Genomic DNA, 12781 nt, shown 5'->3' on the forward strand with positions numbered 1-12781 from the left:
AGGTCATGGCCGCCGGACGGGGCGGGTCACGGCACTTGCCGGGCCCGCCTCCGGCTTCGGTCAAATTCCCTTCCCGACGGAAACGCCCTGCTTTCCCATTCACCGCGTGGCATTGAGCGGCCAGGATGCGCTCCCCCGCTGGCTGCCGCTGCAGCGCATCGCCGACCAGGCGCAAGGGCATTGTCTGGGGGGCAAAGGAATCAACCTGCTGATGAGCACCCTGCAAAACCGGCTGGTCGATCATGGCTGGATCACCCTGGCCCCCTCGCAGGATTTGAAAAGCGGGACGCTGAAACTGACAATTATGCCGGGCTACGTGCGCCACGTACGGCTGACGGGGCAGAGCGACGACTATATCCGTCTATACAGCGCCTTTCCGGCGCATGAGGGCAATTTGCTCGATCTGCGCGATATCGAACAGGGCTGGAAAATCTCCAGCGCCTGCCCACTGTTGAGGCCAGTATGGAAATTGTGCCCGGCGACAATCCCGGTGAGAGCGATATCGTCATTACCCGCAAGCAAGCGAAAATGTGGCGACTGGGGCTGTCGCTGGACGATTCAGGCACGGAAACCACTGGCCGCTACCAGGGAGGCGTGACGCTGTCACTGGACAATCCCTTTTCACTCAGCGATTTGCTCTATTTTTCCGCCAGTCACGATCTCGACAATAACGGCGGCAAGAAAAGCCGCAACTACGTCGGCCACTACTAATAACCATGGGTTTAGTGGCAATAAATATGTATTTGACTCATACATATAAAGATGCCTGTTGGCTGGGCATGAACAAAGGGAGTCATGGATTCCCTGAGATTGATACAAACTCGCATATTGGATGAAAGAAATTGCAGTCCAAATACTGGCCATGTGCAGGGGCCTCTTGAGATCCTACCCGTTATAGTTGTAATACATTGTTATATAAAATAAAAACCACCCAAACAGATGGTTTTTTCGAAGGTTAGTTATTCCTTGCAGATTGACTAACTATGGTAACAGCCTTGTGCGAAGGCAGTTGTGGAGACGTTCGATGACGAGATAGCTCAACGCCTGCAGACAATTTCCAGTCCTGCAGCGGATCCATGGGAAGGCTTTTGCCCCCGTTGTCGGGCTTACCTGGAGATAGCGCTGGAACCTGAATTCCAACGCATTGTATTGCGTGATGCCAAAGCGGTACTGGGCGGTTCTTCACCGGAATCACAACGTCATTGTGTAGAATCTGTGCGGTGCCTGATCCGCAATCTGATTCCGCAAGGCGTCGTTGAAGACGTCGATCCGGAGGGATTGGCTTTGCTGATTTGCGGTAGCCTGACAGAAGCGGCATTCTGAATTGCCGACGGAGATGAAAGCAAGACGCGGGCTGACAAAGGGCATTAACGCGCTGGACCTGTTACTTCGCGAATTGCGACGTGCGGAATGAAACTCATGTCGGCACTCACTGGTTGAGGGAGTCCGCGTCAGGCCCAAAGCGGCCTGATTATGGTCAAAACGGCTTATTGAATCCTCTTTACCTCGGGATGACGGGCGTTGGCGGCTTCGTGAAAAATATCACCCAACCAGCCGGGTATTTCGGCTTCACTGAGCTCATCAGGAATGATGACGTCATAGAGTCGGGATGATTTCCGCTCTGTCAAATCAACACGATAAACCAGCCAACGCGCGTCTTTACGCTGAACCCCGATGTGCCTGCCAAAGACATCGTAAATCATCATTTTTATTTTTTTAGCTCCATGGGAATCGATCTGGTTTAGGTTTTTAACCTATCGAAATAATGTCCCGGACGCAGCCACTTTTTTGTATCACGTCCTTGGATCAGCACACAGATTTTAGCCATCTGATTCCCTGGGCGAAAAATTTATAAACGGTTATGGGGTTGAGCGCCCCCCGAATCTCGGTTAAATAAACTGAGGAAAACCACAGCAACGGCGACCAACATGAGTATGCCCGCCAACGGAAAGGTGCCCCCCATCCCGGTACGGATAGCTTCTGCGGAAGCGTGCGCGAAGTCATGCGTTCCCACCAGGTGCGCAAATACGGCTCCCATAACAGAAGCCCCTGTAATCAGGCCGGTGTTACGGGAGAGGCTGAGCAGCCCTGAAACCGTGCCGCGCCTGTCATCAGGAACATCAGACAATACCGCCGTGTTATTCGCCGCCTGGAAAAGCTGATAGCCTGGCGTCAGCACGACCAGTGAAATGATATACCCGGAAACGCCCGTTATTTGCGGCAGCCAGGCTAACAGAAAGGTACCGACAGCCAGAAGGGATATTCCAGCCGCCACGATACGACAACTCCCCAGTCTGTCGACGAGCCAGCCTGACGGGATCCCACTAAATACTGAGATAACAGGGCCAATGGCCATCACAAGACCGACGTGTATGCTGTTCATACCCAGGCCCGAACTGAGAAAAAACGGTCCGATCACCAACGTGGTCATCATCACAGCGGCCACCAGCACATTGACGAACAGACTGCTGATAATTTTCCTGCTCAGGGCAGACTTGAAATCAGAACCTGCGAATTTACGTTTAACCGTTTCGCCGGGTAATACTGTGACAGCCAGAATCAGGGTGAGCACTGCCAGAGGAACCTGAATCCAGAAGATACCGCGCCAGCCTGTGAGGGGGAGCAATAAACCGCCGAGCGATGGCCCCAGCGCCGTGCCCAGCGCGGATAGGGTTCCCAGGATACCCATTGCTCTTCCGAGATATGCACTGCCTGCTTCCTGACGCATAAGCGCCATCGACAGCGTCATCAGAAAAGCGGCCCCGACGCCCTGCATTCCCCGTGCGCCAACCAGCAACCACAGGTCTGGCATAACCGCGCAAAGCAGACAAGCGACTGCAAATAACATCAGCCCCGTTACCAGCATCCGCTTTAGTCCAAATCTGTCACCGAGTCCGCCCGCAATGACCGCTGAGAGGGTCAGCGCGACAAGGTAGACCACGACAACTGCCTGAACCTGCTCAAACGGAGCCATAAAAGCCTGTACCAGGGTCGGTAAGGCAATATTCGCAATACTGGTCCCCAGCGAAGCCAGAAGCATTGCCAGAGAAAGTGTCACAGTGATGCCTGTGTTACGGTAACGCTTTGTTTTCTCATCAGTTTTCATGATGCTCATTCCTGGTCAGGTCAATTCTGGTGAACCTTACCACTTCAAGTCAACTTGAAGTCAACGCCCGTTTTTCAGTAACCTGATGACGGATATTCATCTTCATTCAGAGACTTTTCTCTGTAGCAATCGTTGGGGTCATCATGAAACTTCTGGATATTGGCGAAGTTGCGAAGGCAAGCGGAATCAGCCCGTCAGCCCTGCGCTATTACGAAGAAACAGGTCTGATTTCTGCTGTTGCCCGTCGGGGACTACGGAGACAATATTCCCCTGAGGTGCTCCTACGGCTTAACCTGATTATTATGGGTAAGGCGGCAAACTTTTCGCTTAATGAAATCGCGGAAATGTTTGGCAGAGACGGGAAACCTGAAATTTCGCGGGCCCTCTGCAATACGAAAGCCCGGGAGCTGAACGACACAATCAACGACCTGACAGCCCTGCGCGACACGCTGCTTCACGTAGCCAGTTGCCCTTTCTTATCGCATATGGACTGTCCGACGTTTAGACGACTTGCCGGAATAGCAGGAAAACGCCACCGGGGACAGAAAAATCGAAGCAAACGTGCAAAATCGTAAAGCGTCCGTAACCAGAAAGCCGGCTTCCCGACGAGAAAAGATCGCGACGTCGCCCTTCTGGACTGCTGGTACTCAATGTAGGCTTTTCTTCATCGCTAACAGCGAAGTGTTGACCATTTTGCAGGGGATCCGATGAACTCACGCAATGCGTCGAGAAATACCGTGACTCTGGCTGGCGGGTGAATGCCGGAAACTGAGTGAATACTGTCGCACGCGAATTTAATACATTCCGACCAATGGTCATCAGGATAAGGGAGACGAAACAGCTATGACCCGAACACAAAGGCTTCTTCAATTACTCGAGATATTACGGGCTCACCGATATCCGGTAACTGCACTGATGATTTCCGAAAGCTTAAATATAAGTGTGCGCACGGTTTACAGGGATATAAAAACACTCCAGGAACAGGGGGTATGTATCGATGGGAGTGCCGGGATTGGATATATTATTAATTCTGATTATCATTTGCCACCACTGATATTCACTCCGCAGGAGATTAATGCCCTTACACTTGGTCTGAACTGGGTGTGTCACAACACGGATGCTGACTTTAAAAAAAATGCCAAAAAAGCCATTGCCAAAATACACGCCGTTATTCCTGAGCGATTGAAGGAACATATTGAATACCCGTCATATCTGACAGGCCCGATGGAAAGAGAGTGTTGGGGCTTTGGTGATATACGTAATTCAATCAATGAAAGAAAAAAAATCAATATCACCTACTCCGATAAAAATAATGCCGTATCTTCCCGTGTCATATGGCCAGTTGCCCTGGTATATATGGAGTCATGCTGGCTACTTGCAGGATGGTGTGAGATGAGAAACGATTTTCGTCATTTCAGAACAGACAGAATAAAAAAAATCTCTGTACTGACCACCACTTACAAAGAAAGTAGAGCTATCTTGTTGAAAAGATGGAGGGAGGCAGAAGGTATCAGTCTGGACAGCGAGTACTGACAAAAATTGTCGCAACTATCATGTACGCTTCTGTAGAAAAGGCACCAGGATGATTACAGGAGAGGGTATGAATTTTCATAACAAAGTTGCATTAATAACGGGCAGTACCACGGGTATTGGTGAAGAGGTCGCGGGGCAATTACACCGACATGGCGCCAGTGTAATCATTGTATCCAGGTCATTACATGAGGCCAGACAAAATGCCAGATCGTTATCATCAGATGGAAAAACGGCGATTGGCATAGAATGTGATGTTGCAGACCCTGAACAAGTCAGCAGCATGATTAATCATGCCGTAGATCATTTCGGCAGGCTTGATTATGCCGTAAATAATGCAGGCACCACCGGTGAACATAATAAAACAATAACAGAGCAGACCGTAGACAACTGGAATAAAGTTATATCAAACACACTCAGTAGCGTCTTTTACTGTATGAAATACGAAATACCAGCGATGTTAAAATCGGGGGGAGGATCAATAGTGAATTTATCCGCAGTCAATGGATTAGCAGGTATACCCGGGCTGGCACCTTACACTGCTGCAAAGCACGGCATCATCGGTTTAACCAGAAGCGCAGCGCTGGAATTTGCCTGTAAAGGTATACGGGTTAACGCGGTTGCACCGGGTTATGTCGGTACGCCACGCATCAACGAACTTCCTGAACGTATCATCAGTGTGTTCTCAAACAGCCACCCGATGAAAAGAATGGCAACCATGACCGAAGTGGCTGATTTTATATTATTTTTATTGTCAGAAAAATCAGGGTTCTGTACCGGGGGTGTTTATCCTGTTGATGGGGGATATTTGGCTGAGTAACGATGTAGTCAGAGATAACACTGGCCTGGCGTTAGATATTTTGCGTTATCCACGCGGTTCCCAGGGTAGTCTGGACTAAGGTTTGCTCGCTAAATATCGCATTTTAGCTGTGCTTCCTGTATCAGGTCGTCGCTCACCCATTGGTTCCCCCGCTACAAACTGCACCAGTTGAGCCTGGCACACTTTCGCCATGCGGTAAGCATGGTTGGTCATAATCTGGTTGAGGCTACGCGGCATAGCGTTCCTGGGCGCTGTCGGATGTTGCGCGCACGGGGTGGCAATACATCCACGCCTGGCGCTGCTCTTCGTTCGGCGCATCGGGTTCCTTCATGGGTGCCAGCGGCATGGTGGCATATTTACCCTGCGGATATCTTGCCCCGCCTCAACCTACGGCACAGCACATCAATGGATTTCACATTGTTTCCCCGCCGTTACGGAACATCGGGCAGAAATTAACGGCGCTAATTGGGTGTAGTCTGCTCTGAGCAACAGCAGACGCTGTTGAACGCTACGTGAGTGAAATGAACAGAATCCGCTGACAATTTGGCGTTACAATGATTAATATCGGGACAATATAAAAGGCATATGATGTTTCCATCGGCTAAATTAAGTTAACAGTCTATTGATTATAAAGGAAAATAATGTTGAACATCTTAGTCCATTTATTTAAAACTTTAAAATTTTCATACCCATACTTTATACGGCTCATTTAATTATGCATAAAAGTACATATGAAACATTTCTGGAGGCGCCAGGCCCGCAAGGCTCTCTCAAAGGCACTTTACTTAGCCCATCCCCGAATCCCAAAAATGTCATTCTGATTATTCCTGGTTCCGGGCCAACTGACCGGGACGGTAATAATCCGCTTGGCGTTAATGCTTCAACTTATCGACTTCTTGCGGAAAATCTGGCGTTAAAAGGCATCGCAACATTGCGAGTAGACAAGCGCGGAATGTTTGCCAGTTCAGCGGCGGTAGCGGACGCAAACGCTGTGACAATCAATGATTATGTTGCAGATGTTCGTTCCTGGATAACGGTATTGAAACAGTATCTGAAAAGCCCGTGTATCTGGCTTCTCGGGCACAGTGAGGGGGGGATCGTGGCATTGGCTGCGGTTAAGGAACGTGATGTATTTGGTTTAATTGTGGTTGCAACACCATCGTGCCCTCTGGGGGAAGTGTTAAGATATCAGCTTAAGGCCAATCCGGAAAATGCAATCTTGCTGGACGATGCGCTCTTCGTTATCAATGAGTTAGAACATAACAGACGTACTAATGTTCAGGACATGCACCCTGCTCTGCAAAGGATATTTCATCCGGCAGTTCAGGGATTTCTTATCGATATTTTTGCCTTTAACCCAAGCCATCTAATAGCCAGTGTGACGAAACCAGTTCTGATATTGCAGGGGCAACGCGATCTCCAGGTAACGGAAAATGATGCCCGAAAGCTTAAGTCAGCGAATCCCAAAGCAACTCTTGTTCTTTTGCCAGATGTAAACCACGTTCTTAAAAAGGTTAATTCGGACGACAGGCGTGAGAATAATGCAGCTTATACAAACGCATCTCTACCACTGGCCCCAGGGGTAGTTGACGCCATTACGCAATTTCTGACTCATAACTCATTACATCATTAACTTTATAACCAGGCTGTTTCTTGCTTCCTGAGATAGAATGTCTGGCATGAGCTTCCGCGCCTCGCCCAGGGCAGACAGCTATGGGCTGCTGAAGGTCTGTGAGGAGCGGATGTTCACGTTGGGCTCAACGGAAAAATGGAACGCAGGGGAATTTTGTCCGTGTGCATACTTCTTAGGCTGACAGGCCAGCATTTCCTGGATGTCCAGTGAAGGCATCGCCGCCACCGACAAAGCAGTCTTTATCCACCACCAGGCTGGCGATTTTATGTACCGGGCCACGCATACAGACGTGAAAATTCGCCCTGAAGGTAATTTGCAACTGCCCACCGGGCATGTTGACGTCAACACGATCATCAACCCGACCTAACCGGCGCATTACGCAGGCAGCCGCGCAACTGCTGCTACCGGATGCCATAGTAAACCCGGCGCCCCGCTCCCAGATACCAATCCTCAGCGTATGGCGATCGACAACTTCCACGAATTGCACATTGGTGCGTCTGGGGAACAATGGATGATTTTCAATTTGTGGTCCTAAACGATGAACCTGCGCCAAATCGAGCTTATCAACGAGTACGACGCAATGAGGATTGCCCATTGAGACCAGCGATACTGACAGGGTTTCATCCGCCAGCTTCAATGGATAATTCAACGCCTCAGGCAAATTAACTAAGGCAGGCAATGCCGTTGGATTGAAATTAGCCCGTCCCATTTCCACGCTAATCTGATGAAAATCGTTATGCACAGTGCAATGTACGTCACCGCCCGCGGTGTGCACTAAAAATGGCTGATGACCGACACGACCAATATCAAAAAGATAACGTGCATATATACGTAGGCCGTTACCACTTTTCTCGGCTTCGGAGCCGTCCGGATTGATAATGCGCAGAGTTGGGTTGTCTTGATCGCCACTGTCGATCAGCAGACCGTCGGCTCCTACACCATAGTGGCGATGGCACAGGATACGAATTTGCTCGTTGCTCAGTTGTTCAGCAACAGAACGATGGCATACCAGGTAATCATTACCTAGCCCGTGATATTTATGAAGGAATAATGGTGTCATTGAGTCTGTTAGTCCAGGGCTGCTGATTTCATTGCATATTACAATTCATTAATTGGATGAATAAAACAACAAGTTACTCACTGCAATGTCTGCTTCTGGCTGTGAGTTCAATGGGTCGATGCAACGCTATCCTTAATGAAGGGGGATGTTGACCCTGTTGCGCGCTATTTCATGATTCTGTTTATCTTGTTCTTCCCCCGATAAGGTATTTAAAGCGTAAGATCACTCCCGAATATGGGGGGAGTACATGCTGCCTTCACCACGTTACTCTACCAGCATCTCAATAATCACAAAAAAGAAGCGGTGTATGGAAATTATTCTGATGCGTCATGGCAAGCCGACCCTTACAGGCTCGTCGAGAGTCACGAGCCGTGAAATGGCTGACTGGATCGCACAATATGACCTGTCTGATACGGGCAGCGACGTGCCGCCAGAATCGAGTAAATCATTAGCATCAAGCGCATCGAAGAATATAAGCAGCCCTCTCCCAAGAGCGCTCTCTTCATTGAACGCATTAGGCTGTGAGCCAGACCTTATAGATAAGGTGTTCAGGGAGGCCGAGTTGCCGATATACCCCATGCCTGGTTTTAGATTGTCCCCAACCCTCTGGGCTGCTTTTTACCGCGTTATGTGGCTATGTGGCCTATCCCGTAATGCGGAGCGCCTGGAAATAGCAAAACAACGCGCAGTTCCGGCTGCGGGCATTCTCGTAACGTTCGCAAAAATATCAAACGGCCCGGTGTTACTGATGGGGCATGGGGTGATGAATCGGCTAATTGCAAGGGAACTCATATCGATGGGTTGGAAAGAGCATCGTCGTCAAGGCAAAGGCTACTGGAGCTCCGGTATCTACAAATTACAGTCAGTAACGATAGCGAAAACACTGCCAGGGTATTCCGAAAATTGAGCATTTCAGGTCTGCGTCTGTCACAATGCGGTCAGCATTGCGAAGAGGTGGATCGACTCAGAGCGAACCGTGGACGATCGCCATTGAGTCACCACTGATATTGCTAGTATTACCGTGTGTTAATCAGCGGAGAGCAAGCTATACCGTGTGGTTTTATAAAGTGCTCTACCTGTCAGTTCGGTCACCCTTTGTTGGCGACCGATTTGCGTAGCAAATTACCCTTAATTACTTCCTCAGAATCTGTCCGACGTCTATTCGATTTCCATCCGGATCAGCGAAGACAAAAGCCCGAACACCATAATCTTTATCTTGTATCCCTTTGATAATCCTGGCACCAATTACCTGACATTGGGTATAAAGTGCATTTGCGTCATCAACAAGAAGGTGCGCGACAGGAAAGGAAGGCGCTTTGTGCTGGGGTTGGAGGGTCAAATGTAGCTCGGCATCTTCACGCTTTAATATCATGAAGCCCACAGGGTCTCCATTTTCAAAAACATCTTTGAAATTCAGTCCATTGATGTAGAACTCTCTGGAAATATTGATGTTCTTGACAGGTAATACGGCTGCTATACGACCAAATTTAACGGGATGCTGCATGATCAACCTCGTAGTTGTCAATCAATAGCATAGCGATGGGCGGTGCCGTAGCTAAGCGACTGGGCGGTGCCAGGTGATTGATAAAGGTATGATATTTTCTTCATAAATGGAATTGAAACTTTTTAATACCGTGACAAGTACCCATCCGCTAACTCTCGGGTGTGATATTGATATCCGTTGTGGCACGGAGTCGACTGTCAGATTAGACCTCAGTCAGTTCTCACGCCGTCCCGGATCATCCGGAATGTCCTTCCAACGACCTGTCGCCCCTCTCCTGTCATGCTAAGCATTAACTAACACACGAATAAATAATAAAATACTACATGAACCATCTCGTCTCTGGCGGCGATCGCTGCACTGCTTTGCACAGGACACTCCTTAAACGCAGGTCCAGGCTTATGCCTTAATGGTGGAGTATGCGACTTAAACGGGGGGTGATTACCCGCTAAATGAGCGATGGCGGCCAGTCAAAACGAGTCCAACGCCTGTTCTCTGACATCGTTTTTGCCCCTGTCAGAAGGTGACTGGCGTATTCACCCATAGAACTTTGGCGACAACGGGGCCGATATTACGATAGCCATGCGGGATCTGGCTGGGAAAATAGAACGAATCCCCCTGCTCAAGGATCCAGATGTTTTCTCCCAGACGCAATTCCAGCGCGCCTTCCAGCACATAGCCCATCTCTTCGCCATGGTGCTCAATCAGGCCATCACTGGCAACGCCCGGTTCGATAATATGAATGTTACCTTGCAGCAATCCGCCTTTATGGTGCCAGGTCAGGTTCTCCAGCTCGATCCCCCCTTTTTTACTGCGCTGCAAAAACCGCTTACGATTTCGCTGTTCAGGCTTCAGTACAGGCTGATCGGCCGTCCAGTCATCAGCCATCAGGTCGGCAATACTGGTCTCCAGCGCTTTTGCCAGGCGGTGCAACATCGCCAGTGACGGCGAGGCGGCGTCATTTTCCAGTTTGGATAACAGACTTTCCGAGCATTCCACCTTTTGCGCGAGCTGCTTGAGGGTCAGCTCCTGCACCAGACGTGCGTGGCGCAGCCTCATTCCCAGCGGGGTTCCGGTAGATTTGATGTCAGCGTTTTTTTTCATCTGTCTGCTTCATTAAAGTCTGCCAATGGCCTGCATCATGCAGGCCTGGTAAGAGAAATCATTCCATCACGGCGAACTGAATTTCTTTCGGTGAGCAGCCGTTAATCGGCACAATGTCCTGTGGGCAAGCGGACATCACCACCACGCAATCCAGCTCGGCACGAATCTCTACATAATCACCTGCTTTGCTGACAGTTGGCAACCAGGAAATTGAATAATCAGGATTTACTGGCGTGTTCATCCACAAATTAAGCGGTTGCGGCACTTCCCGTGCACGCAGACCAATAGCATTCAGCGCCATGCGCATATTGTCAGCGCAGCTGTCGTGATACTCCGTAATCCCCATGTTGGTATAGCGGTAAAGATCGCAGGCGGCGATCAACGTGTCATGCACACCAGGTGAGGTATCGGTGAGCAGAGTGGCGATGGCGCGGCGCTGGTTGGTCACTAGCACATCACCTGGCTGCGGGATAATTTTGTCGATAAAGGCACGGGTATGTTCCATGGAAGCAAACTCGCTGAGATCGCTGGTATTGAAAAACCACGTGTCGCACACCTGGCTGCCTGGAGTATTGATAATCTTAATCACCTGCCCTTTTTTCAGTAAAACGGCACGTCCACAGCGTGGAGGGATGGTATACAGTTCGTTTAGCGTCGGGGCGCCATCGGCTGAAATCGGTGAGGTTGCTGTCGGGTTGAGGCCCAGGGCATCGCCATTGTCTTTATCGCAGCAGGTTGGGTAGTGGGCAGTTGCAGTCATGATTTAACTCCTTCAAGTGATTGGGATAGTTCAGTCAGTGCACAGGCCAGCGTACGAGCACCTGCCGCCAGTGAACGAGGATCGGTATATTCAGCCGGGTTGTGGCTAATGCCTTGATGGCTGGGGACAAAAAGCATGCTGGTCGGACAGTGTTCGACCAGATACATGGCGTCGTGAAACGCACCAGACAACAGCTCCATATGAGCGATACCCAGCGCATTTCCGGCCGCTTTCAAAACGTGATTAATGTGCGTGTCAAAAGTGACCGGCGCTTTATTCAGTAGTGATTCGATTGTTACCTGTTCGCTTGCCAGAGAGGCAATTACCGCATCGAACTGGGCCAGTCTTTCGGCCGATGGGTGGCGAAAATCGAGAGTAAAACGTACGTTCGATGGAATGGTGTTGATGGCATTTGGCATGACCTGCCAGCGGCCAAACGTCAGCCGTAACTCTTCATCTGCCGTGTCGCCCATCGCCTGTTCAATGATCGCAAGCTGTTCACGTGCCAGGGTCATCGCATCCTGGCGCAGGTTCATCGGCGTAGTCCCCGCATGTGCCGATATCCCATGGCAGGTAATCTGATACCAGCGCACGCCCTGGATACCTCTGACGATGGCCAGCGGTAAGTCGCGACTTTCCAGCACAGGACCTTGCTCGATGTGCAACTCAACGAAGCAGGCCATCTCGCGATCCGGGCGTAACGGGATGGCGGCAAAGCGGGCCTGATGGCCTGCCAGCGCATCGCGAAACAAGACGCCATCTACGCCCATCGCGCCGAGATGGTCGGACAATCTCGTGGGATCGACGAAGGTGCTGGAGCCCATCGCCCCCGGCGCAAAGCGGCTCCCCTCTTCATTGGTCCAGATAACCACTTCGATAGGGCGTTCGGTGACAACCTGTGCGTCATTGAGTGCTTTCAGACACGCGAGCCCGGCCATCACGCCATAACAGCCATCGTAGTTGCCACCGGATGGTTGCGTATCGATGTGGCTACCGGTGGTGACGGGCGATACAACGGCTCGTCCCGGACGACGGAAGAATAAATTCGCCGCCGCATCGCGGTAGACGACACACCCCAGATCTCGGGCGACATCAATAAGCCAGGCCCGAGCATCGAGTTCCGCCTCGCTTAAAGCCTGCCGATCGACGCCGCCATTCGCTAACTTTCCATATTCTGCAAGCTGCGCCAACAGTTGGTTCAGCCAATCCTCATCCAGCTGTCGGGCAACCCGTAAGCCTGTTTCCATCATGGTAGTTTCTCCAGTTC

General features: G+C 50.4%; 13 protein-coding genes and 1 pseudogene. 7 read left to right on the top strand and 7 right to left on the bottom strand.

Annotated features, from left to right (window positions below; genetic code table 11):
* Positions 1–64: 64 nt before the first annotated feature.
* Positions 65–708, top strand: a pseudogene (locus ACZAHD_RS09515) (ShlB/FhaC/HecB family hemolysin secretion/activation protein); the annotation flags it as partial.
* Between the two features lie 303 nt (positions 709–1011).
* On the top strand, positions 1012–1323 hold the full coding sequence (locus ACZAHD_RS09520) for a hypothetical protein (protein ID WP_462456539.1): 312 nt from the start codon (positions 1012–1014) through the stop codon (positions 1321–1323).
* Between the two features lie 164 nt (positions 1324–1487).
* Here the strand turns inward: ACZAHD_RS09520 and ACZAHD_RS09525 are convergent, their stop codons facing one another.
* Both ACZAHD_RS09525 and ACZAHD_RS09530 read right to left on the bottom strand, forming a co-directional pair.
* Positions 1488–1706, bottom strand: a complete 219-nt coding sequence (locus ACZAHD_RS09525; RefSeq protein ID WP_462456540.1) for a DUF7661 family protein — start codon at positions 1704–1706, stop codon at positions 1488–1490.
* 143 nt (positions 1707–1849) lie between these two features.
* On the bottom strand, positions 1850–3106 hold the full coding sequence (locus tag ACZAHD_RS09530) for an MFS transporter (protein WP_462456541.1): 1257 nt from the start codon (positions 3104–3106) through the stop codon (positions 1850–1852).
* Between the two features lie 143 nt (positions 3107–3249).
* Here ACZAHD_RS09530 and ACZAHD_RS09535 point away from each other — a divergent pair, with 143 nt between their 5' ends.
* The 4 genes from ACZAHD_RS09535 (at position 3250) to ACZAHD_RS09550 (ending at position 7089) form a co-directional block, all read left to right on the top strand.
* Positions 3250–3681 carry a helix-turn-helix domain-containing protein gene (locus ACZAHD_RS09535; RefSeq protein ID WP_462456542.1) on the top strand — a complete coding sequence of 144 codons (432 nt, stop codon included), beginning with the start codon at positions 3250–3252 and terminating at the stop codon, positions 3679–3681.
* A 268-nt stretch (positions 3682–3949) separates the two neighbouring features.
* Complete coding sequence (locus ACZAHD_RS09540; RefSeq protein ID WP_462456543.1) at positions 3950–4639, top strand: helix-turn-helix transcriptional regulator; 690 nt, start codon at positions 3950–3952, stop codon at positions 4637–4639.
* A gap of 67 nt (positions 4640–4706) precedes the next feature.
* A complete protein-coding gene (locus ACZAHD_RS09545; protein ID WP_462456544.1) occupies positions 4707–5456 on the top strand; it encodes an SDR family NAD(P)-dependent oxidoreductase in 750 nt (249 codons plus the stop codon).
* Positions 5457–6171: 715 nt separating this feature from the next.
* Positions 6172–7089 carry an alpha/beta hydrolase gene (locus ACZAHD_RS09550; RefSeq protein ID WP_462456545.1) on the top strand — a complete coding sequence of 306 codons (918 nt, stop codon included), beginning with the start codon at positions 6172–6174 and terminating at the stop codon, positions 7087–7089.
* 172 nt (positions 7090–7261) lie between these two features.
* On the opposite strand, the gene dapF is transcribed toward ACZAHD_RS09550, so the two are convergent.
* A complete protein-coding gene (gene dapF, locus ACZAHD_RS09555; protein WP_462456546.1) occupies positions 7262–8149 on the bottom strand; it encodes a diaminopimelate epimerase in 888 nt (295 codons plus the stop codon).
* Positions 8150–8456: 307 nt separating this feature from the next.
* On the opposite strand from dapF, the gene ACZAHD_RS09560 reads away from it, so the two are divergent.
* Positions 8457–9056, top strand: coding sequence for a histidine phosphatase family protein (locus tag ACZAHD_RS09560; protein WP_462456547.1), 600 nt, complete (start codon positions 8457–8459; stop codon positions 9054–9056).
* 225 nt (positions 9057–9281) lie between these two features.
* On the opposite strand, the gene ACZAHD_RS09565 is transcribed toward ACZAHD_RS09560, so the two are convergent.
* The 4 genes from ACZAHD_RS09565 to ACZAHD_RS09580 form a co-directional block, all read right to left on the bottom strand.
* Positions 9282–9653 (bottom strand): VOC family protein, encoded by a 372-nt coding sequence (locus ACZAHD_RS09565; RefSeq protein ID WP_462456548.1) that lies wholly within the window; start codon positions 9651–9653, stop codon positions 9282–9284.
* 513 nt (positions 9654–10166) lie between these two features.
* On the bottom strand, positions 10167–10754 hold the full coding sequence (locus ACZAHD_RS09570; protein WP_462456549.1) for a cupin domain-containing protein: 588 nt from the start codon (positions 10752–10754) through the stop codon (positions 10167–10169).
* 58 nt (positions 10755–10812) lie between these two features.
* Positions 10813–11514, bottom strand: coding sequence for a DUF1989 domain-containing protein (locus ACZAHD_RS09575; protein ID WP_462456550.1), 702 nt, complete (start codon positions 11512–11514; stop codon positions 10813–10815).
* Positions 11511–12764, bottom strand: coding sequence for a M20 family metallo-hydrolase (locus tag ACZAHD_RS09580; RefSeq protein ID WP_462456553.1), 1254 nt, complete (start codon positions 12762–12764; stop codon positions 11511–11513). Before ACZAHD_RS09580 ends, ACZAHD_RS09575 begins: the two co-directional genes overlap by 4 nt.
* Positions 12765–12781 lie beyond the last annotated feature (17 nt).

This window comes from Raoultella sp., assembly GCF_039594335.1.
In the GTDB taxonomy this organism is placed as follows: Bacteria; Pseudomonadota; Gammaproteobacteria; order Enterobacterales; family Enterobacteriaceae; genus Klebsiella.

Coding starts and splice junctions, on each gene's coding strand:
- ACZAHD_RS09535 (WP_462456542.1), top strand. CDS start 3,250: ATGAAACTTCTGGATATTGGCGAAGTTGCGAAGGCAAGCGGAATCAGC.
- ACZAHD_RS09540 (WP_462456543.1), top strand. CDS start 3,950: ATGACCCGAACACAAAGGCTTCTTCAATTACTCGAGATATTACGGGCT.
- ACZAHD_RS09530 (WP_462456541.1), bottom strand. CDS start 3,106: ATGAAAACTGATGAGAAAACAAAGCGTTACCGTAACACAGGCATCACT.
- ACZAHD_RS09570 (WP_462456549.1), bottom strand. CDS start 10,754: ATGAAAAAAAACGCTGACATCAAATCTACCGGAACCCCGCTGGGAATG.
- ACZAHD_RS09525 (WP_462456540.1), bottom strand. CDS start 1,706: ATGATGATTTACGATGTCTTTGGCAGGCACATCGGGGTTCAGCGTAAA.
- ACZAHD_RS09550 (WP_462456545.1), top strand. CDS start 6,172: ATGCATAAAAGTACATATGAAACATTTCTGGAGGCGCCAGGCCCGCAA.
- ACZAHD_RS09545 (WP_462456544.1), top strand. CDS start 4,707: ATGAATTTTCATAACAAAGTTGCATTAATAACGGGCAGTACCACGGGT.
- ACZAHD_RS09565 (WP_462456548.1), bottom strand. CDS start 9,653: ATGCAGCATCCCGTTAAATTTGGTCGTATAGCAGCCGTATTACCTGTC.
- ACZAHD_RS09560 (WP_462456547.1), top strand. CDS start 8,457: ATGGAAATTATTCTGATGCGTCATGGCAAGCCGACCCTTACAGGCTCG.
- ACZAHD_RS09580 (WP_462456553.1), bottom strand. CDS start 12,764: ATGATGGAAACAGGCTTACGGGTTGCCCGACAGCTGGATGAGGATTGG.
- ACZAHD_RS09575 (WP_462456550.1), bottom strand. CDS start 11,514: ATGACTGCAACTGCCCACTACCCAACCTGCTGCGATAAAGACAATGGC.
- dapF (WP_462456546.1), bottom strand. CDS start 8,149: ATGACACCATTATTCCTTCATAAATATCACGGGCTAGGTAATGATTAC.